The organism is Priestia sp. P1_B12_1, from assembly GCF_056406695.1.
This window is the reverse complement of record NZ_JBFTZR010000005.1, coordinates 210,879-230,898: the sequence shown is the minus strand read 5'-3', so window position 1 is coordinate 230,898 and position 20,020 is coordinate 210,879. Positions and strand designations below refer to the sequence as shown.

18 protein-coding genes are annotated in these 20,020 nt (G+C 38.3%); 2 read left to right on the top strand and 16 right to left on the bottom strand.

Features of this window, described 5'->3' with window-relative positions; genetic code table 11:
- Position 1 precedes the first annotated feature (1 nt).
- The 5 genes from AC1D0Y_RS18245 to uvrB form a co-directional block, all read right to left on the bottom strand.
- A complete protein-coding gene (locus AC1D0Y_RS18245; RefSeq protein WP_013059728.1) occupies positions 2 to 196 on the bottom strand; it encodes a PspC domain-containing protein in 195 nt (64 codons plus the stop codon).
- A 41-nt stretch (positions 197 to 237) separates the two neighbouring features.
- On the bottom strand, positions 238 to 1,329 hold the full coding sequence (locus AC1D0Y_RS18240) for a DUF4097 family beta strand repeat-containing protein (protein ID WP_028409655.1): 1,092 nt from the start codon (positions 1,327 to 1,329) through the stop codon (positions 238 to 240).
- A gap of 38 nt (positions 1,330 to 1,367) precedes the next feature.
- The gene (locus AC1D0Y_RS18235; protein WP_013059730.1) at positions 1,368 to 1,679 is read right to left on the bottom strand and encodes a hypothetical protein; all 312 of its coding nucleotides are present in this window, start codon (positions 1,677 to 1,679) and stop codon (positions 1,368 to 1,370) included.
- An 87-nt stretch (positions 1,680 to 1,766) separates the two neighbouring features.
- Entirely contained in the window at positions 1,767 to 4,643 is a 2,877-nt protein-coding gene (gene uvrA / locus AC1D0Y_RS18230; protein ID WP_028409656.1) for an excinuclease ABC subunit UvrA, read from the bottom strand.
- A 6-nt stretch (positions 4,644 to 4,649) separates the two neighbouring features.
- Entirely contained in the window at positions 4,650 to 6,629 is a 1,980-nt protein-coding gene (gene uvrB, locus AC1D0Y_RS18225) for an excinuclease ABC subunit UvrB (RefSeq protein ID WP_013059732.1), read from the bottom strand.
- A 335-nt stretch (positions 6,630 to 6,964) separates the two neighbouring features.
- On the opposite strand from uvrB, the gene AC1D0Y_RS18220 reads away from it, so the two are divergent.
- On the top strand, positions 6,965 to 8,626 hold the full coding sequence (locus AC1D0Y_RS18220) for a sigma-54 interaction domain-containing protein (protein ID WP_028409657.1): 1,662 nt from the start codon (positions 6,965 to 6,967) through the stop codon (positions 8,624 to 8,626).
- A gap of 66 nt (positions 8,627 to 8,692) precedes the next feature.
- Here the strand turns inward: AC1D0Y_RS18220 and pruA are convergent, their stop codons facing one another.
- The 8 genes from pruA to ftsE all read right to left on the bottom strand — a co-directional run bounded on the left by pruA (position 8,693) and on the right by ftsE (position 17,674).
- Entirely contained in the window at positions 8,693 to 10,264 is a 1,572-nt protein-coding gene (pruA, locus tag AC1D0Y_RS18215) for an L-glutamate gamma-semialdehyde dehydrogenase (protein WP_253351951.1), read from the bottom strand.
- Between the two features lie 27 nt (positions 10,265 to 10,291).
- Positions 10,292 to 11,206 (bottom strand): proline dehydrogenase family protein, encoded by a 915-nt coding sequence (locus tag AC1D0Y_RS18210; RefSeq protein ID WP_477707849.1) that lies wholly within the window; start codon positions 11,204 to 11,206, stop codon positions 10,292 to 10,294.
- 315 nt (positions 11,207 to 11,521) lie between these two features.
- Positions 11,522 to 11,752, bottom strand: coding sequence for a DUF2198 family protein (locus AC1D0Y_RS18205; RefSeq protein WP_063611554.1), 231 nt, complete (start codon positions 11,750 to 11,752; stop codon positions 11,522 to 11,524).
- Between the two features lie 20 nt (positions 11,753 to 11,772).
- Positions 11,773 to 12,963 (bottom strand): PDZ domain-containing protein, encoded by a 1,191-nt coding sequence (locus AC1D0Y_RS18200; protein ID WP_025752562.1) that lies wholly within the window; start codon positions 12,961 to 12,963, stop codon positions 11,773 to 11,775.
- 162 nt (positions 12,964 to 13,125) lie between these two features.
- Positions 13,126 to 14,565, bottom strand: a complete 1,440-nt coding sequence (locus AC1D0Y_RS18195; RefSeq protein ID WP_013059738.1) for a S41 family peptidase — start codon at positions 14,563 to 14,565, stop codon at positions 13,126 to 13,128.
- Between the two features lie 173 nt (positions 14,566 to 14,738).
- Positions 14,739 to 15,947 carry a murein hydrolase activator EnvC family protein gene (locus tag AC1D0Y_RS18190; RefSeq protein WP_098791949.1) on the bottom strand — a complete coding sequence of 403 codons (1,209 nt, stop codon included), beginning with the start codon at positions 15,945 to 15,947 and terminating at the stop codon, positions 14,739 to 14,741.
- A gap of 160 nt (positions 15,948 to 16,107) precedes the next feature.
- Complete coding sequence (ftsX, locus tag AC1D0Y_RS18185; RefSeq protein WP_014457813.1) at positions 16,108 to 16,998, bottom strand: permease-like cell division protein FtsX; 891 nt, start codon at positions 16,996 to 16,998, stop codon at positions 16,108 to 16,110.
- Positions 16,988 to 17,674 (bottom strand): cell division ATP-binding protein FtsE, encoded by a 687-nt coding sequence (ftsE, locus tag AC1D0Y_RS18180; RefSeq protein WP_013085414.1) that lies wholly within the window; start codon positions 17,672 to 17,674, stop codon positions 16,988 to 16,990. Before ftsE ends, ftsX begins: the two co-directional genes overlap by 11 nt.
- 338 nt (positions 17,675 to 18,012) lie before the next feature.
- On the opposite strand from ftsE, the gene AC1D0Y_RS18175 reads away from it, so the two are divergent.
- Positions 18,013 to 18,549 carry a flavodoxin family protein gene (locus AC1D0Y_RS18175; protein WP_098249438.1) on the top strand — a complete coding sequence of 179 codons (537 nt, stop codon included), beginning with the start codon at positions 18,013 to 18,015 and terminating at the stop codon, positions 18,547 to 18,549.
- Between the two features lie 25 nt (positions 18,550 to 18,574).
- On the opposite strand, the gene cccB is transcribed toward AC1D0Y_RS18175, so the two are convergent.
- From cccB to AC1D0Y_RS18160, 3 genes are all read right to left on the bottom strand, one after another.
- Positions 18,575 to 18,889, bottom strand: coding sequence for a cytochrome c551 (cccB, locus tag AC1D0Y_RS18170; protein ID WP_013059743.1), 315 nt, complete (start codon positions 18,887 to 18,889; stop codon positions 18,575 to 18,577).
- A 124-nt stretch (positions 18,890 to 19,013) separates the two neighbouring features.
- Positions 19,014 to 19,730, bottom strand: a complete 717-nt coding sequence (gene tatC, locus AC1D0Y_RS18165; protein ID WP_477707835.1) for a twin-arginine translocase subunit TatC — start codon at positions 19,728 to 19,730, stop codon at positions 19,014 to 19,016.
- A 59-nt stretch (positions 19,731 to 19,789) separates the two neighbouring features.
- Positions 19,790 to 20,008, bottom strand: a complete 219-nt coding sequence (locus AC1D0Y_RS18160; RefSeq protein WP_013059745.1) for a twin-arginine translocase TatA/TatE family subunit — start codon at positions 20,006 to 20,008, stop codon at positions 19,790 to 19,792.
- Positions 20,009 to 20,020 lie beyond the last annotated feature (12 nt).

Here is a 20,020-nt window from a genome sequence, read left to right as displayed (position 1 = left end):
TTTAGAAATCTCCTTCTTCATTTGGAACTAAAAACACAAAAATCATATATAAAATGACCGGAGTACCTACTGTAAAAAATAAACTGATGATAAACAATACGCGGAGTAGTGAAGCATCTATTCCGATATACTGAGAAATACCGCCGATAACACCCGCAAGCTTGCGATTTGTTCGCGAACGATACAACTTTCGCACGTTAATCATCTCCTTTGTTTTTTTACTAAAACAAGCGTTTTCTATTTTATAACAATTGAGCCCGTTTTGGATTCAGCTAACAATTTATAGCCTTTCGGCGAAGCGACATTTGCTTTGAAACGAAGTTGTTTTATCACCGTTTCTTTTTTCTCATCTACTATTTCCATCTCAGGAAGTGTACACGTAAAATTCCCAAAGTTAGATTTCAAATCTCCATCAACGGAGAGGTGAGGCGGCGTATAGAGCGTAATGCTTCCTGTAGTCGTTTTGAAAAATGCTTTTTCAATGCGCTCTCCTTTTAAATACGTATCAATATCTCCGTTAAATGTCTGAACATCAATCTTTTTTGTATCTCCATCAAATTTAACCGTTCCATTGATTGTTTCAAGCTCACATTTCGAAGCGAGTATTCGAGAAAGTTCCATATGCCCGTTTGATGTCTCCATTTCAAGAGAATGGCTGTTCACATCGTAAAAGCGGATGGTACCATTAGCTGTTTTGGCTTTCAGGTCTCGTACGCTTAGTCTTTCCCCATCGATTGAACCATTAAACATACGGAGCTTGACGCGTTCATATTCCATTTCTGGAATATAAATAATCGCTTTCACCTTCATTTGCTTTTGCTGAATTGCAAAGCGCAATTTGCCATTTTCGATGGAAAATGCCGTATGCTGCAAGAAAGTGCGGCGCGCTTCATCCGAATTCTCTACTTTGTAGATAGCAGCTTCACACTCTATTCGTACTTCTGTACTTCCCCAAGGTCGGAGTTGAACGCTTCCATTTGCTAAATCTACGTCAATCTCTTGAATATATGCTTCTGATTGTTGAAAGATGTGCTGAACGTCAATCGAAGGACCAAAGTTAAAATCTAAATCTCCTTCTTTTACTTTTTTTACTGTTTGATCTACAAATGTAAATAATTTTTCCTTTAAAGAGCTTTGAGATGACTTAGAAGCGTACGTTTTTTTCTGTTTTCCTCCTACATAAGGGGATAGCTCAGCTTTATCAGGCGTAGCATAGGAAGAATCATTAGCTGAGTCTTTTTCCAGTGAATTTAGCAAAGTTAAAGCCTCATCTACGCTAAGTTTCCCTTCTTCTACCATCTGTAAAATTTGTTTGCGCTTTTCACTCATACGTTCCATCTCCTCTTTACGTTTTAGTCATTTAACTTTTATCTGCTTAATATTTGTATCCCTTTTACAATATTCCATACAAACACAACAACATTAACTAAAGAAACAACAACTAAAGCTACAATTAAAAGAATAAATACCGTTCCACTAGAGCCAGTAAGAGCAGGAAGCAAGAAAAATAAGAACAAGATCGCTGTAGCGATAGGTAATAAATGTGACAAAAATGCAGTTTTTGCATGTTTCTTTACTTCTATGTTATGAACAACAAAATAAATAATAATAGGTAATAAAAATGGTGCAAAGAAAACGCTAAAATAATTTAAGGAAGATAGTATGCGATTTCCTTCCATAATAATCAGCTCCTTATATCATGTATTACGTTTTAATGAGTTAAAAAGTTTCATTCTTTATAAAAAAGACACCAATGCTGGTGTCTTTTAACGAGTTAATGCCTCTGCTTTTTCAACTTTTTTCTCCATACGCTTACGGTCACGTTCTAAAATTGGCTTCAAATAATGACCCGTATAGGATTCTTTTACTTTTGCCACTTCTTCTGGCGTACCCGTAGCCACAATTTGTCCGCCTTTATCTCCACCTTCAGGCCCTAAATCAAGAAGGTAATCAGCAGCTTTGATAACGTCTAAATTATGTTCGATCACTAGAACCGTATCTCCATTTTCAACTAAACGCTGGAGCACTTTTAATAATCGTGCAATATCATCGACATGAAGACCGGTAGTCGGTTCGTCTAAAATGTACAGCGTTCTTCCTGTTGAGCGGCGGTGAAGCTCTGAAGCTAACTTTACACGCTGTGCCTCTCCACCGGATAAAGTAGTAGCCGGCTGTCCAAGCGTGATATAGCCAAGTCCTACATCGTAAATTGTCTGCAGCTTCCGCTTAATCTTTGGAATGTTTTCAAAGAAGTGAAGCGCATCTTCAACTGTCATATCCAACACATCTGAAATGTTTTGATCTTTGTATTTCACTTCTAAAGTTTCACGGTTATATCGTTTGCCGTGGCAGACTTCACAAGGGACGTATACATCTGGCAAGAAATGCATTTCAATTTTGATAATACCGTCTCCTCGACAAGCTTCACAGCGGCCGCCTTTCACGTTAAAGCTAAAACGGCCTTTTTTATATCCGCGCACCTTTGCTTCGTTTGTTTGGGCAAATACATCTCGAATGTCATCGAATACACCTGTATACGTTGCAGGGTTCGAACGAGGCGTACGGCCTATGGGAGACTGATCAATATCAATGACTTTATCTAAGTGTTCAATACCTTTGATTTCTTTATGTTCTCCTGCTTTGCTTTTTGCTTTATGCAGCTTTTGCGCCAATGATTTATGAAGGATATCATTTACGAGCGTACTCTTACCTGATCCAGATACACCTGTAACAGCCGTGAACATACCTAACGGAAGCTTTGCTTTTACGTTTTTTAAATTGTTCTCTTTTGCTCCTATAATTTCAATCATCCGATCTTTATCTATTGACCGTCTTTCCGCTGGAAGAGGAATAAACTTCTCTCCTGATAGATATTGACCCGTTAAAGAGTTTTCATCTTCCATCACTTCCTGAGGCGTGCCTTGAGAAACAACAGCCCCCCCGTGTACGCCGGCTCCTGGTCCGATATCAATTAAATAATCAGCTGCCATCATCGTATCTTCGTCATGTTCTACAACAATCAACGTATTTCCAATATCGCGCATATCTTGCATCGTGCGAATTAAGCGATCATTGTCACGCTGATGAAGACCGATAGAAGGTTCATCTAAAATATAAAGAACCCCCGTCAAACGAGAACCAATTTGAGTAGCTAAACGGATCCGCTGTGCTTCTCCTCCTGAGAGAGTTCCAGCAGAACGGTTTAATGTTAAGTAATCAAGCCCCACGTTAATGAGAAAGCTTAGACGCTCACGAATTTCACGCAGTATCATATCTGCAATCTTCATGTCTTTTTCAGATAGGCTGAGACTTTCAAAAAAATCATATGCTTCTTTTACTGAGAAGCGGGTTGTATCTCCTATATGCTTTTCGTCAATAAGCACCGCTAAGCTTTCGCGTTTTAAACGATTTCCTTTACATTTTGGACAAGCTTGCTGAGCCATGTACTTTTCCATTTGCTCACGGATATAATCTGAACTTGTTTCATGATAACGGCGCTCTACGTTCCGAAGCACGCCTTCAAATTCGATATGATTTTCTCTTACTTGGCCAAAATCATTTTCATAGCGAAAGTAAATTTTTTCTTTACCGCTGCCATATAATACTTTATCAAATAAATGTTCCGGGATATCTCGAACCGGCACATCCATATCGATGCCGTAATGTGTACATACGGCTTCAAGCAGCTGCGGATAGTATTGAGAACTTGTTGGCTCCCAAGGTGCAATTGCGTGCTGATGAAGCGTTAAGTCATAGTTAGGAATAACTAAATCTTTATCCACTTCCAATTTCGTTCCTAACCCGTCACACGTTGGACACGCCCCGTACGGACTATTAAATGAAAACATGCGGGGCTCAAGTTCTCCAATGGAGAAACCACATTTTGGACAAGCATGATGCTCACTAAAAAGCAGTTCTTCTTCACCTATCACATCAATAATTACTTTCCCTTCTCCAAGGCGAAGAGCTGATTCCAAAGAGTCCGACAAACGAGCGGCTACACCTTCTTTTACAACAACGCGATCAATCACTACTTCAATGGAATGCTTTTTGTTTTTTTCCAGTTCAATTTCTTCTGTTATTTCACGCATTTCTCCGTCTACTCGAATGCGAACGTACCCTTCCTTTTTAATATCTTCTAACACTTTTACGTGGGTACCTTTTCGTCCAGATACCACAGGTGCCAGTACTTGAAGTTTTGTGCGTTCAGGGTACTCTAAAATTCTATCTACCATTTGCTCAATCGTTTGAGATGTAATTTCAATTCCATGATTAGGACAAATCGGCTTTCCTACACGAGCAAACAAAAGACGCAAATAGTCATAGATTTCGGTCACAGTTCCGACGGTTGAACGAGGGTTTCGGCTCGTTGTTTTTTGATCGATTGAAATAGCAGGCGACAATCCTTCGATTGAATCTACATCGGGCTTATCCATTTGACCTAAAAACTGTCTTGCATATGCCGAAAGCGACTCGACATAACGTCTTTGTCCTTCTGCATAGATTGTATCGAAAGCCAAAGAAGATTTACCAGAACCTGATAACCCTGTTAATACCACTAATTTGTCTCGCGGGATTTCAATATCGATATTTTTCAAATTGTGGGCTCGTGCACCTTTTACCACGATTTTTTCCATCGCCATGTTTTATCACCCTTCCGCTTTTAATTCTAGAATCAAGTCACGAAGCTCAGCTGCGCGTTCAAAGTTAAGCGCTTTGGCTGCTTCTTTCATTTCTTGTTCCATTTCTTCTACGAGCTTTGCTTTTTCTTTTTTGTTGAGCTTATCAAATGCCGGTGCTTCTTCATACGTTTCTGTATCTTCTGCTACTACTGTTGCACGAATTGAGCCTCGAACTTCTTTTTGAATCGTTGTCGGTGTAATACCATGCTCTTCATTGTAAGCTTCTTGAATACTTCTACGACGCTTGGTCTCATTGATAGCAATATCCATGGAGTTTGTGATGCGATCTGCATACATAATGACATGTCCATTAGCATTTCGCGCAGCACGTCCGATGGTTTGAATAAGCGATCGTTCTGAACGCAAGAATCCTTCTTTATCCGCATCTAATATGGTTACTAACGAAACTTCCGGAATATCTAAACCTTCACGAAGTAAGTTAATTCCTACGAGCACATCATATTTTCCAAGCCGCAGCTCTCGGATAATTTCAATACGCTCGAGCGTCTTCACCTCAGAGTGAAGATATTGAACTTTAATGCCAATTTCTTTTAAGTAGTTCGTTAAATCCTCAGACATTTTCTTTGTTAACGTCGTAACGAGCACTCGTTCATTTCGCTTAATCCGGTCGTGAATTTCTCCAATTAAATCATCAATCTGTCCTTCAATTGGTCGAACTTCGATATTTGGATCCAATAATCCCGTTGGACGGATAATTTGTTCAATTACATCAGGTGCCTTCTCAAGTTCGTAAGGACCTGGTGTTGCAGAAACATGAACAATTTGGTTAATATGCTGTTCAAATTCATCAAATTTAAGCGGGCGGTTATCTAATGCGGACGGCAAGCGGAAACCATGGTCTACTAACACTTGTTTACGCGCTTGGTCTCCATTGTACATTCCTCTAACTTGAGGAATCGTAACGTGTGATTCATCCACAACAAGAAGGAAATCTTCCGGGAAGAAGTCCAGCAGTGTATAAGGTGTAGAACCAGCGGGACGAAGCGTTAAATGACGAGAGTAGTTCTCGATTCCCGAACAAAAGCCCATTTCTCTCATCATTTCTAGGTCGTAGCGCGTGCGCTGCTCCAAGCGCTGCGCTTCTAAAAGCTTTCCTGCTTCTTTTAGCTTCTCTAGCTGTTCTTCTAGTTCTTTTTCAATATTTTGAATGGCAACACGCATTTTTTCTTCTCTCGTGACAAAGTGAGATGCCGGGAAGATAGCTACATGTTCACGATCTCCAATAATTTCTCCTGTTAGAGCGTCAACTTCTCGAATGCGGTCAATTTCATCGCCGAAAAACTCAACGCGAATACAGTGTTCATCTCGAGATACAGGAAAAATCTCCACAACATCACCGCGAACGCGAAACGTTCCGCGCTTAAAGTCAATATCATTTCTTTCGTACTGTACATCCACTAGCGTACGAAGCAGCTGATTACGCTCTTTTTCCATTCCTACTCGAAGAGATACGACCATTTCTTTGTATTCTTCCGGAGAACCTAAACCATAAATACAGGACACGCTGGCAATAATAATGACATCTTTTCGTTCAAAGAGAGAAGAAGTTGCCGAGTGACGAAGTTTATCAATTTCATCATTAATGCTTGCATCTTTTTCAATAAATGTATCTGTTTGAGGTACATAGGCTTCAGGCTGATAGTAATCGTAGTAACTGACAAAGTATTCAACTGCATTATTAGGAAAAAACTCTTTAAACTCACTGTACAATTGACCAGCAAGCGTTTTGTTATGAGCCATAATTAGTGTCGGCTTATTTATTTCCTTAATAACATTAGACATGGTGAAGGTTTTTCCCGTTCCTGTAGCACCTAGCAAAACTTGATGCTGCTTACCTTCTTTAATTCCTTTCACGATCTTTTCAATTGCCTTTGGCTGATCACCTTGCGGTTGATATGGGGATACTAATTCAAACTGATCTTTCAAATGAAGGCCTCCGTTTCCATTTTCTTGTTTTATCTATTTTTATTACGATATGTAAAAACCGAAAACACGAACTGATATTCGTATTTTATCACTTTATAATCATAAATGAAACTAATGAGTATTAATCTTATATAGTGTTTGTTTGTTTTTATTTTTTACCCTGTTACTTTATTACCCACTAAATTCTTATACTACCCTTTTCGAAGGGAATACAACTCTTTAGATGAAAGCAATAAAAGAAAGTAAGCTGCATAATTGTTTGAAAGAGATAGGCTTTTGCGCCAATTTCTAAATTATGATACAGTATAAAAAATATGTACTGAGAGGGGTTTAGTATGGCAAGCGTTGATCAAGTTCTTATAAATAACTCCTTTATAACAGTTGAAGAATCAACTTCTTTAGCTAAAGTGAAATCTGAACTTTCAAACTATGACTTCGTTATAGTCACAGCAAGTACCTTTTATGTAATACAAAAAGATGAACGATACCTGTTAACAGGTCATGACGAGGCATCGTCCATAAAAAAAGTAATAGCGGATACAAATTGGCCTTCATCTTCTACTTCTACGTTAGCCAATTTACAAGCCAACACAAACTGGAACAGACCAGTCCTCATTCAAGCAGAAAACCAAGAAACCACAATAGGACTTGTAACACCTTCACAGTGGATTACACATTTGCATAGCCAAAATGAGATATTAGCTTCCTATTTTGATACATTGGCAGAAACCATTAATGATGCAGTGACAGCCGTCGATAATGAAGGAAATGTAATCTTGTGGAATACTGCTGCGGAACATACGTATAAGATTCAGAGAGATGATATTATGGGTAGAAAAATCGGAGAGCATTTCAAAGATGAATCCATCATTCTACATACGATTCTAAATGAAGGGCGCCCTGTACGCGGAACGTATCATCGTCCTAATGAACAAACTCACGTGCTCATCAATGCATCTCCTATTATAAGAAACAATCGAGTCATAGGTGGAGTCGCAACTGAACATGACATTACCAATATTGTAAGATTAAATGAAGAAATTGATGTGTCTCTTCTCATCCCAAAAGATAATCCATTTTCTTCTTTCGCGGGTATCAGTCCTGAAATTAAGCAAGCCGTTGACATTGCCAAAAAAGTGGCATCTACAGATATGCCTATTTTATTAACGGGAGAACCTGGTTCTGGGAAAGAAATGCTGGCTCAGGCTATCCACTACGGTGGATCCAAACATAAAGAACCTTTTTTATCTTTAAATTGCGCCACTATTCCATCGGGACTCCTGGAAATTGAGCTCTTTGGTCATCAAAAAGATGTCTTTTCAGAAGATCCAACTACCATTGCGGGAAAACTGGAGCAGGCTCACAACGGGACGTTATTTATTGAAGAAATTGATAAAATGCCTCTTGAAATTCAAGTTAAGTTTCTCCGTTACTTGGAAGAACGATCCTTTTATCACGTTGGAGGCACGGAAGAAATTCAAGTTCAAACCCGAATTGTAGCCTCTACCACGACGCCTTTGGAAGAGTTGCTAAAAGCCGGTGAATTCCATGAAAATCTTTACTATTTACTGACCGTCATCAACATTATTATTCCGCCGCTTCGAGACCATAAAGAAGACATCGAAGCATTAACACAGCAATTTGTACAGGAATTCAGCAAGAAGTATAAAAAGAAGGCTCCTTTCATTAGCTCTGAAGTTCTCGAAGCCTTTATGCAATACGATTGGCCAGGCAATATTCGCGAGCTGAGAAATACGATTGAACGAATGATTTTTCTAAGTGATCAGTCGTTGATTACCCTTACGCACCTTCCTGACAATCTGAAGGATGCAAGTTCTTTCACAGAAGTTCAAAAAGAAGAAGATTCTCTTCAAGAAGCTAGGCTAATAGAAGAGACTCTTCAAAAAACCTATGGAAACAAAAGTGCAGCAGCAGATCTGCTTGGCATTTCACGCGGCACCCTTTACAACAAAATCAAAGAATACGGACTAAACTAATCAAAAAATTCGACACGAAGCTAAAGATGCTTCGTGTCGAATTTTTTGATTTCCTATAGACTGAACTTATTTCTGTTTTCTCGCTGTCATCTTCCCTTGTGTAAATAATAGAAGATAATCATACCCTCCGGCTTTCGAGTCCGTTCCGGACATATTAAAACCGCCAAAAGGATGAACGCCAACTAATGCTCCTGTACATTTTTTGTTAATATATAAGTTACCGCAGTGCATGGTAGCTAACGCCCTTTGAATTCTCTCTTCGCTTTCAGAGAAAAAGGCTCCCGTCAAACCGTAATCAGTTTCATTGTAAATCTCAATGGCTTCTTCCCAGTTAGCTGCTTTTGTCAACGCAAGGACCGGTCCAAAAATCTCTTCTTGCATAATTCGTGCTTTTGAATCCACATCTTTGAATACTGTAGGTTCTATATAGTAGCCATTTCCGGGAGCTTTAGCTCCCCCGGCAATAAGCTTTCCTTCTTCTTTGCCAATTTCAATGTAGGCTAATACTTTTTCATACGCTTTTTGATCAATAACAGGTCCCATAGAAGGGTTGTCTTCAGGCAGTCCGACGGTTAATTCTTTTGTTAATGCGGCTACCTTTTGGGCAACCTCTTCATAAACAGATTCTACAATAATCGCTCGAGAGCCAGCGGAACACTTTTGGCCTTGAAATCCAAACGCAGATGCTACGATCGCTTGCGCTGCCGCGTCTAAGTCTGCCGTTTCATCTACTACAACGCCATCTTTTCCTCCCATTTCAGCTATGACGCGTTTCAGCCAAATTTGTCCAGACTGCACTTTTGAAGCACGTTCATAAATGCGACATCCTACTTCTCTTGATCCCGTAAAAGAAATAAAACGAGTTTGAGGATGTTCGACTAAATATTCTCCAACTTCTATGCCATCTCCAGGGATAAAATTCAGAACACCAGACGGAAGACCGACTTCCTCCATCAACTGAACAAATTTCGCAGCAATAACCGGTGCAGAATCAGCTGGCTTTAAAATAACTGCATTTCCAGATACAATTCCAGCTACAGTCGTTCCAGCCATGATGGCAAGGGGAAAATTAAAAGGTGAAATGACTACTCCTACGCCTAAAGGAATATACGTCATCTCTGTTGTTTCACCTTCTACTGGCGTTAAAGGCCGATGCTCATTCGTTTCCCTTAAACGAATCATTTCTCGCGCATAAAATTCCATAAAGTCAATAGCTTCCGCGGTATCCGCATCAGCTTCTGCCCAGTTTTTCCCCACTTCATAAACGAGCATGGCAGAAAATTCATACTTTCTTTTTCTCATCAGATCTGCTGCTTTGAATAAATAATCAGCACGTTCAGCAGGCGAGACATTCTTCCATGATTGAAATGCTGCTGATGCTTCTTGCATTGCCTGCTCAGCATAAGCTTTAGTGCCACGGCTTACTCTGCCAATCACTTCATCTACTTTTCCCGGGTTCGTAGAGACAATCACTTCTTCTGTTGAGATTTTATCCTTTCCAATCGTGAGAGGATATGTTTGTCCCAGTTCTTTTTTCACTTTCATTAACGCCGCTTGCATCGCTTGTTTATTCTCTTCTAACGAAAAATCAGTAAACGGTTCATTTTTAAAAACTGAGATTTTTGTACTTACTGTCATTTCAACCAGTCCCCTTTAATTAGAAATTTATTTCGCGAAGTTTTTCAGCACGAACCATACGTTGGCGGGACGCTCAGCTAGGCGTCTCATGAAATACCCAAACCAATCAATGCCGTAAGGAACATAAACCCTGACTTTATATCCTTCTTTTACTAGACGGTCCTGCAGCTCTACGCAAATTCCATAAAGCATTTGGAACTCAAATTGGTCATGTGAAATACCATTTTCTCTTACTAATCGTTTTGTGTACTGAATCATTTCTTCATCATGACTTGCTACAGCTGTATAGTGACCATTTAATAAATGCATTTTAATGATTTTTTTATAGTTTTCATCTACGTCTTTCTTTTCTGGAAATGATACTTCTGGTGATTCTTTATAAGCTCCTTTTACTAGACGTAAATTAGCTTGATATTGATGTAAGTCATTCATATCTTGTTCTGTACGATAAAGATACGCTTGAATCACAATTCCAACATTATCAAATTCTTTGCGTAATTCTTTATACATATCAAGGGAGATTTGGCAGTGCAAGTAGTCTTCCATATCAATTCGAACAAAAATATTATTCATTCTGGCCGTGTGTAGAATTCTGCGCATATTTTCCATACAAAGCTCTTTGCTAATATCCACTCCTAAAGAAGTCATCTTTAATGATAAATTTGATTGAACGCCCGATTCTGCAATGGCTTCTAGTGTCTGAATGCACATGGTAGTAGACAACCTAGCTTCCTCTTCTGTAAAAACAAATTCTCCTAAATGATCAAGTGTAACAACTTTTCCACTATTGTTAAGCTCCTTAGATGTTTGAATTGCTGATTCGGTTGAGTCTCCAGCAACAAAACGAGCTGCCCCCATCCTCAATCCATACTTTTTAGCTAATTTGTTCATTGAATGATTTTTGCCAAGCGATTGAAACATCGTTCTCATTAATACTTCCATCAATCCTAAACCTCCTTTTATTTTTTAAAATTAAAAATAAACTAAATTTTCAGATTAATAATTTTATTTTTCTATACCCTTCTCACATTTCTGTACACTTATTTAAATAAATTTATACATAAGTGTTTAAAATGTTTTATTCATAAACATATTTGTCTAATTAATTTGATTATACTCGCTCATTAAATGAACCGAAACAATATTGTTATAAGTTCTAACTCACTTTTTTACACACAAAAGCTCTCCACGTTGTGTAGAGAGCTTTTGTGTACAGTTTAATAATAAGCGATTAACTTATCATCAAACCAACAATCTTTATTTTCCAGCTGCTAGCATGCTTTTTGCATATATAAAACCGATGGCTGCTGAAAGTAAATCTATTAAAATAATAAGCGGATAATCTGCGTACCCTTTATATACAGAAACAGCTATCAACAAAAGCGTCAGCGCTGTGGCAACATATAAGTTATATGTTACTCTAGCAAACAGAAGAAGCAATATGGCGGGTAGAAAAACTGCGGCAATCGTTTTGACTTCCACAAACATTTCTCCTTTTTATCCGTCTTTTAACCAGCTTGTGAATCACGTTTTGTATAATTGTGTACAAACAAAATACCTAGTTCATGATGTTCGTTGTCATACAATGCTCGCTGAGTAAAGCGAACTTCTCCATTTTCGTCAATAACTTCTAGCTTACAAAAAGCACGGTTATTAACTTGTAATGCTTCATAAAATTTATGGACTTCAGATACAGCGATTCCATTTACCTTAATAATCACTTCTCCTACTTTCAAACCCATTTTCTCTGCCGGAGAATGAGGGATGATTCCTAATACAACCAAACCTTGTGTACGCTTAGTAAATAGTGCGGGCGCTTTTTCATCGCTTCGACGCTGCTGCAAACGAATCCACTCTCTTCCTATGATCGCTAGAATAACAACAGCTACAGCGGCAAGAGGATAAAAAATAGCAGCAATCGTAATGATCGTTAATCCCACGCCTAATGCTAATACACGCTTACCAGTAAATTCAATAGATTTAAACGGCACCATACTTTGAATTCGCTGATAAAAACCGATAGCAAAAGGAACAAAAAACAGGCTAAATGATGTTCCATCAATAGATAACACAGGCCACCATGGAAACACAGACGTAATGGCGCTGCCTGGAATTAAGACAAAAAGCGGGACAACCCATAATTTTTGAGAGTAATGAGCTCCAATTTCCTGCCCTCTTTTACTTTTCACAATGGCTGGAGACGTACCTTTTGCTCCAAATTTCCAAATTAAATATCCTTCTGCTAATACAAGCAGAGACATTAAAATAGTCAGAGAAGGTAAATCTGCGTTATGAGCTTGCACAGACCACGTTTGAATAAATCCTTCACCGAAACCAGATGCCGGAATAAGCAAGGTTGCAAGCACAGCCAGTCCTACGGTGTAAGAAGGAGAAAGCCATTTAAACGTCCACGGACCGCTTATGATAAAAGTTAAAACAGCTACAAGTACAATCATTCCTATAGATACATAGACACCTAGCAACACGGTAACAACGGATAAAATCAACCCAATAATGATACCTGGAAAAAATAAATATTTTGCTTCTAAAATAAAATCAAACACGCGAACATGAAAATTCTGACGCTCTCTCTTGACGCGAGAAAGACCTACAAAAAACGAGACGAGCAGAAATAGATAAGTTAACGGATGTAAAAACAAACGCCCGATACCTTTTAAGAGCTCTAATGCAAAATCCATTTTTTCACCACCTGTATTTTTCACATTTTTATTACAACATTTACGATTGATTGTTATGTATCATAGGCTTCTTTATTTTATCAAAATGCATCACTAACCGACAATGTTGTTTTTACTAAAAAAGTTCCGTGCTTTGGAAAAGCACGGAACTTTTTCTACTTCTTATTGACTAGCTAGCTTTAAAGCCGTTTGAAGCTGACGATCTTCATCTTTTGATTTAATTTTTTCTAGAAGTTTTGTTTGTAAAAGCGCTGCTGTATCTTCATCGATTTCACCTGTAGCTTTTTGCTTATTGGCTTTTTGGAATGCAGTTACAGCTGTTTCTGTCTCTTTACTAAAATATCCGTCTGTACGTCCAGGTTCAAAGCCAAGGCCTTTTAGCATCACTTGAGCATTCTTCACTTGGTCACCTGTCATATCACGTGTTAATGGCTTTTTATCAACTTGAATTGGATTTGCATAATAATAATCCGGCTGCTTGACTTCTACCGTTGGTTTTATACCTTTTTCGTTAATCCAGTTTCCATCAGGCGTTAGCCATTTATAGAACGTTAATTTTAAATTACTGCCGTCTTCCATTGGAACAGCTTGTTGAACGGTTCCTTTTCCATAGGATTTTTCACCGACTAGCTTGTATCCTCCTGCTTCTTTTAATGCCCCGGCAAGAATTTCAGAAGCGGATGCACTCCCTCCATCAATCAAGGCCACAATTGGATAATCCTTTTGCTTTTTCATTGAAGAAACCACTTTTTGACGTTCACCGTTACGATCTTCAATCTGAATATATGGCTTTTTATTCGTTACTAATTTATCAAGCATTTTTTCAACGCTCGTTAAATAGCCACCAGGATTTCCCCGAACGTCTAGAACTAAGCCATCAATATTTTTATTTTCAAGTTTTTTCAACTGTTTCGTAAATTCGTCTCCCGTTGATTCAGAGAATGACGTAATTTCCATGTATCCAATTTTTTTATTGTTTACATTTTTAACAGAAGAATAGACGGTTTCAATTGGAATCTCATCTCTTACAACTTTTACTTTCATCGTTTCTTTCACGCCCGGTCGTTGAACATCTAATGTCACGGTAGAGCCTTTTTTACCGCGAATTTTTAATACTGCTTCATTCAATTCCAGACCCGCGATACTTTTACCATCGATCTTTAAAATCTGATCATTTGGTTTTAATCCTGCTTTTTCCGCAGGAGATTGTTTAAACGGAGCTACAATTGTTACTTTTCCATCTACCATGCTTACTTCAGCGCCAATTCCCTCAAACGATGAATCAAGAGACTGCGTGAATTGCTGTGCCGTTTTCTTATCCATGTAAGATGAGTGAGGGTCTCCTAAGGTTTGTACCATCCCTTGGATTGCGCCATCTAATAATTTTTTGTCATCTACATCTTTGTAATATTTTGAAGATATCAGTTCATAAGCTTGCTTGATTTTGTCTAGCTCTTCCTTTTCCACTTTACTATCATTTGAAGAAGTTGTAAGGGGGGTACTGACCGTTCCAGCATTTGCATACTGAATGCCAAAATATGTACCTGCTGCTCCAACAACTAAGGAGAGTGCCATTAATAGTGCAACGATTTTCCGATTCAAGTTCTTTCATCCTCCTCAACCTTAAGCCATCTCTTCTTATTATAATAGATACAACCAAAACTATGTAATAAAAAGGATGCATGTGTTATTTGTAGCAAAAGGCACCACACAAATCAAGTGCGATGCCTTTTTGTTAAACTATATGTTGAGCTTGTACCACGTATGCTAGGAACTTAAAATTTAATATAACTTTCAGGGTTTACAGCGGAACTTTTGCCTTTCCAATCGCCTTTATGCAATTCAAAATGCAAGTGAGCACCAAACGAACGTCCTGTGTTCCCTATATAACCTAATTGTTGACCTTTATTGATAGATTGACCGCTTGAGACGCTGTAGCTCTCTAGATGAGCATAAACTGTAACCCACGTCTGACCTTCTACATTGTGACGAATAAATACGGCATTACCAAAAGAAGAAGAATGATATGCTCTAATTACCTTTCCGCTTGCTGCGGCTACAACTGGGACACTTTCTCCTCGCTTTCCAATATCAATACCGTAGTGTCCTCTTCCAAACGTTTCCCGATACCCAAAATGAGATGTTACCGGGCCCTTTGCTGGCCTCATAAACGACCCGCTTGTAACAGGGGGTGCCTCTTCTGTTGCCCCGGCTGTTTCAATTTCTTGCTGTTGAGCTTGTGCTGCATTTTTTTGATCAGCTAAAATAGAAGCTTGCTCTTCTAATCCAACGGCTTCTTCATTAAATTCTTTTTCCTGATCTTTGAGCGTTTGCATGAGCTGATTCTTTTCATCCACTTGTTTTTGCAGCTGCGCACGAAGATTTTTAAGTTCTTCAAGCGCTTGATTTACTTCCGTTAGCTTGTTTTGAACTTTTGTTTCTTTCTCTTCTTTTGCCTTTTTATCGGCTTCATGCTGCATTAACAAATCACGGTCAGCCCCTACAATTGTCGAAACCGCACTCACTCTGCTAATAAAGTCTCCGAAGCTTTCAGAGCCTAGCAGTACATCTATGTAATCCACAGACCCGCCGTTTTCTTGTAAAGCACGAGCACGTTTTTTTAATAGCTCATTTCGTTTTTCAATTCGTTTTTTTACAACGTCAATCTCGCTTTTCAGCTTTTCGATGTCTTGCTTTGCTTTTTCTACTTCAGATTCACGGCTGCGGATATCTGCATTCGTTTGTCCGACCTCTGAATCCAAGCGCGCAATCTCAGCTTCTTCGTTTTTTTGCTTTTCTTGAACCTCTTTTAATTTCTCTTTATTTTGATTAATATTTTGGTTCACATCATCACTTTTTTTCTCTAAATCACTGAGTTTAGTAGTGCTGGCACTTTGTGCATAAGCAATTTTTTCATTACCTATCCAAGCCGCACTTAGTCCAACTAAAACTGCTGCTGTCATTACTAATGTCTTACGTGTCATTTGTTTCTCCCCATCTGCACATATTTCCCCGTATAAACGGGCATTAGCAAGACCCCCATTAGCACTTTTTTCTATTTTTATCTGTAATTACACAACAACCTCACATTTGATAAACATCAAATGTGAGGTTGTTGTAATCTACTATGTTAAAAATCTATTCTTATTTTCGTAAGAACTTACGGATGGATAATGTACTTCCCCACATCCCAATTAGACCGCCGATCACTAGTAATAATAGCGACACTTGAAGCACGAATGGAAAGGCAGGTAAAAGTTCAAAGAATCCATCAAACTTAGGTTGAACTTCATTATATAAAACGCTGTACACACCGATAATAACTGCAATTGGCACAATAGAACCAAGCACCCCTAAAAACAGACCTTCAATAAAGAACGGCCAGCGAATAAAGGAGTTTGTAGCTCCAACTAAGCGCATAATTTCAATCTCTTCACGGCGAGCTACAATCGTAATTTTAATTGTATTTGAAATTAGGAACATTGCTGTAAATAGAAGCCCTAAAATCAGCACTACTCCAATATTACGAGCTACTTTCAGCACTTTAAATAACTTTTCAACTTGATCTTGTCCGTATTGAACTTTTGCTGCATACGGATATTTCTCAATTTGTTTAGCTACTTTTGCGACATCAGTAGGCTCTTTTGTTTTAACAACAAATACATCATTTAATGGGTTTTGCTGTTCAAACGGTTCAAAAGCTTGTCCTTCATCACCCATACTATTAATTAAATCTTTTAACTCTTTATCTTTAGAAGAAAACGTCACCGTATCAACTTGCTTAATTGCATCTAGCTTTTCTTTCATTGCTTTTCGATCATCTGCTGTCGCTGCAGCATCAACGTGAACACGAATTTCCACATCATTTTCAATCAATTTAGCAATGTGGTTTAAATTCATCATCAACATAAAAAATACGCCTACAAGCAAGAGCGTCACGGTAACAGCACTTGCAGATGCGAATGTCATCCAGCCGTTTCTTCCTAAACTTTTAGATCCTTCACGTAAGTGGCGCCCGAATGTTCTAGCCTTCATATCCGTATTCACCTCTTACTTCATCGCGCACAACATTTCCATTTTCAATCGCAATTACGCGCTTTCGAATTGTATTTACAATTTCACGGTTATGCGTTGCCATCAAAATAGTCGTACCGCGTTTATTAATCTCCTCAAAGATATCCATGATTTCCCACGAAGTCTCCGGATCAAGATTCCCTGTCGGTTCATCGGCGATGACAACCTTCGGACTATTCACAATTGAACGCGCAATAGACACACGCTGCTGCTCTCCTCCAGATAATTCATCAGGGAAAGAATCCATTTTACCCTTTAACTTAACAAGCTCTAGCACCTCTAGCACTCGCTTTTTAATTTCTTCGGGACTTTGCTCAATTACTTCTAGTGCAAAAGCAATGTTTTCATAGACCGTTAATTTTGGAAGCAGCTTGAAATCTTGAAAGACTACACCAATATGACGTCTAAAGATAGGAACTCTGCTATCTTTTATTTTTGCTACATTTGCACCGTTTACAATGATATTTCCTGAAGAAGGCTTTTCTTCACGATACATCATTTTAATAAAAGTGGATTTTCCTGCTCCACTTGGTCCTACGATATAAGCAAACTCACCTTGATTAATCTTGATGCTAATGCCATTGATTGCTTTTACACCGTTCGGATACGTTTTATATACATTTTGCATTTCAATCATAAGTAATCACCTAATCAAGTGTGTTATTTTAATACTATGTAAAACTTGTCAAAATACGACAAAACTCTACAATCCAAACCAAAAATTCGACTCTTCTCACGCGCTTTCTCATTATAACATCACTCTTCGTGAAAATAAGCCCCAAAAATATTACATTTTTATTTCAAATATGACATAAGTAGGATATTTTTAGCAAGGTATGAGAATTTATCCTTATTTTTAATTCTGTTGTTTTTTGCTGTTCATTTTTTACGAATATCGTTAGACAAAGCACATTCATGTCTACTTTTTTTACAAACAAGGTATGATAAATAAGAAAAACGATGAGGAGGGATAACATGATCACCATTTATGGAAGTTCACGAGAAAACGGAAATACGGAGGAATTAGCTAAAGCAGTCTTAAAAGATATCAATACGGAAGAAGTTTACTTGCGCCGGCATACCATTAACCACATTACTGATATGCGTCACGATGAACTTGGGTTTACCAATCAACAAGATGATTATTATGATATAGCGAAAAAGATGGCAGTGCACGACACTATTTTATTTGTTACGCCTCTTTACTGGTACGGTATGAGCGGATTAATGAAGAACTTTGTGGATCGTTGGTCTGAAAGTCTTAGAGATTCGACAATCAACTTTAAAGAACAAATGAAAAATAAGCGGGTGTATGTATTAGTAGTAGGGGGCACAGGCGCATCTGTAAAAGCTCTTCCTCTTATTATGCAATTTCAATACATTGTCGATTTTATTGGCTCTTCCTTTAGCGGATACATCATTGGAGAAGCAAATGCACCTGGAGACATAGCAAAAGATGTCAAAGCTCAACAGCAAGCCATTGTCTTAAACCAAGAATTAAAGCAGCTTTAACACAAAAATAAGACGGATATCCGTCTTATTTTTTCTTTGCCAGCCAAGCAGCAACTTTTTTTGCATCTTCTTCATTAATTAGTCCTTTTGGCATGCCGCCTTGACCATTGTTAATAATGTTTTCAATTTCAGCTTCTGAGTGCTTGCTGCCTACATGCTGCAAGCTTGGTCCATTCGCTCCTCCTAAATCTACTCCGTGACAGCCTGTACAGTTTTTCTTCACAATGTCTTCTGCACTCGCTGAAGATTCACCAGCAGATTCATTTTTAGAGCTTCCTCCGCCGCACGCGGACAAAACAAGCGCTAGACCGATTGTTAACGTCAGTAATACTTTTTTCAAGCCTTCTCCCCCTTGCTGTAGAGTTTTCACTCTATTATAACCTACTCCAGAATGTTTAAAACACTCTGTTTACAAGGACTTTGTTTCAATTTCATGAATTCTCTCATCACACTTATGTATACGATTAAGCAATTGATTCGTTTCCTAAACGTTTTTTGTATACTACGCGTGAAATTGTCACACTGATCTCATATAAAAGCAGAAGCGGGACAATGACTAAAATATCTGAAATAAAATCAGGAGGAGTAATAAGTACAGATATCACAATTAAAGCAAAATAAGAGAACTTCCTTGCTTTAGCTAATCTTAAAGGGTTTAGAACCCCTAAGCGCGTTAAGAATAGAACAACTAAAGGCATTTCAAATAAAAACCCAAACGGTAAACAAAGATTAAGCATAAAACGAAAATAATGCTCCGCCGTAAACATCAGTGAAAACTGATTATTCGACAAGCCCGTTAAAAATGCTAAAACCATTGGAAATAAAACAAAATAACCGAATCCCAACCCGCTTACAAACAAAAGAAAAAAGAATGGAATGAAGGTAAGTAGAACCTTATATTCTTCCTTTTTTAACCCAGGTGAAACAAACCGAAATACTTGATAAGCAGCTACTGGAAGTGTAAAAGCAAGCGCAAAAACAAATGCAATCACCATATAAATCCATACGATTTCACTTGGTCCAAGTACCGCAAGCTTGCCGTCCAAATCTTTCACTAGCCACTGATAAATATCTTGTACAAATACAAAACTGACAATAAGTAAAACTACAAATGCACAAAGTGTTTTAATGATACGAACACGCAATTCTTCAAGGTGCTCCATCAAGCTCATTTCTCCCATTGTATTTCTCTCCTTTCTGACAAGTAGAAATAGACGAGTTTCCTCGTCTATTTCCTTACTTACAATGTAGATTCATTCTCTTTTTGTTCAGAAACGGTTGCGGTTTGCTTTTCTTTCACACTTTCATCATCTGATACGAGCCCTTTTGCTGCTCCTTTAAATTCAGTTAATGTTCGTCCAAACGCTCGTCCAACTTCCGGCAGCTTAGACGGTCCAAAAATTATTAAGGCAATGACTAAAATAATAACCAAACCAGGGATTCCAATATTAGAAAACATACTTGACCTCCT

Coding starts and splice junctions, on each gene's coding strand:
- AC1D0Y_RS18190 (WP_098791949.1), bottom strand. CDS start 15,947: ATGACACGTAAGACATTAGTAATGACAGCAGCAGTTTTAGTTGGACTA.
- pruA (WP_253351951.1), bottom strand. CDS start 10,264: ATGACAGTAAGTACAAAAATCTCAGTTTTTAAAAATGAACCGTTTACT.
- ftsE (WP_013085414.1), bottom strand. CDS start 17,674: ATGATTGAAATGCAAAATGTATATAAAACGTATCCGAACGGTGTAAAA.
- tatC (WP_477707835.1), bottom strand. CDS start 19,730: ATGGGAGAAATGAGCTTGATGGAGCACCTTGAAGAATTGCGTGTTCGT.
- AC1D0Y_RS18205 (WP_063611554.1), bottom strand. CDS start 11,752: ATGTTTGTGGAAGTCAAAACGATTGCCGCAGTTTTTCTACCCGCCATA.
- ftsX (WP_014457813.1), bottom strand. CDS start 16,998: ATGAAGGCTAGAACATTCGGGCGCCACTTACGTGAAGGATCTAAAAGT.
- AC1D0Y_RS18235 (WP_013059730.1), bottom strand. CDS start 1,679: ATGGAAGGAAATCGCATACTATCTTCCTTAAATTATTTTAGCGTTTTC.
- AC1D0Y_RS18160 (WP_013059745.1), bottom strand. CDS start 20,008: ATGTTTTCTAATATTGGAATCCCTGGTTTGGTTATTATTTTAGTCATT.
- AC1D0Y_RS18200 (WP_025752562.1), bottom strand. CDS start 12,963: ATGGATTTTGCATTAGAGCTCTTAAAAGGTATCGGGCGTTTGTTTTTA.
- AC1D0Y_RS18220 (WP_028409657.1), top strand. CDS start 6,965: ATGGCAAGCGTTGATCAAGTTCTTATAAATAACTCCTTTATAACAGTT.
- AC1D0Y_RS18210 (WP_477707849.1), bottom strand. CDS start 11,206: ATGGAAGTATTAATGAGAACGATGTTTCAATCGCTTGGCAAAAATCAT.
- uvrA (WP_028409656.1), bottom strand. CDS start 4,643: ATGGCGATGGAAAAAATCGTGGTAAAAGGTGCACGAGCCCACAATTTG.
- AC1D0Y_RS18175 (WP_098249438.1), top strand. CDS start 18,013: ATGATCACCATTTATGGAAGTTCACGAGAAAACGGAAATACGGAGGAA.
- AC1D0Y_RS18240 (WP_028409655.1), bottom strand. CDS start 1,329: ATGAGTGAAAAGCGCAAACAAATTTTACAGATGGTAGAAGAAGGGAAA.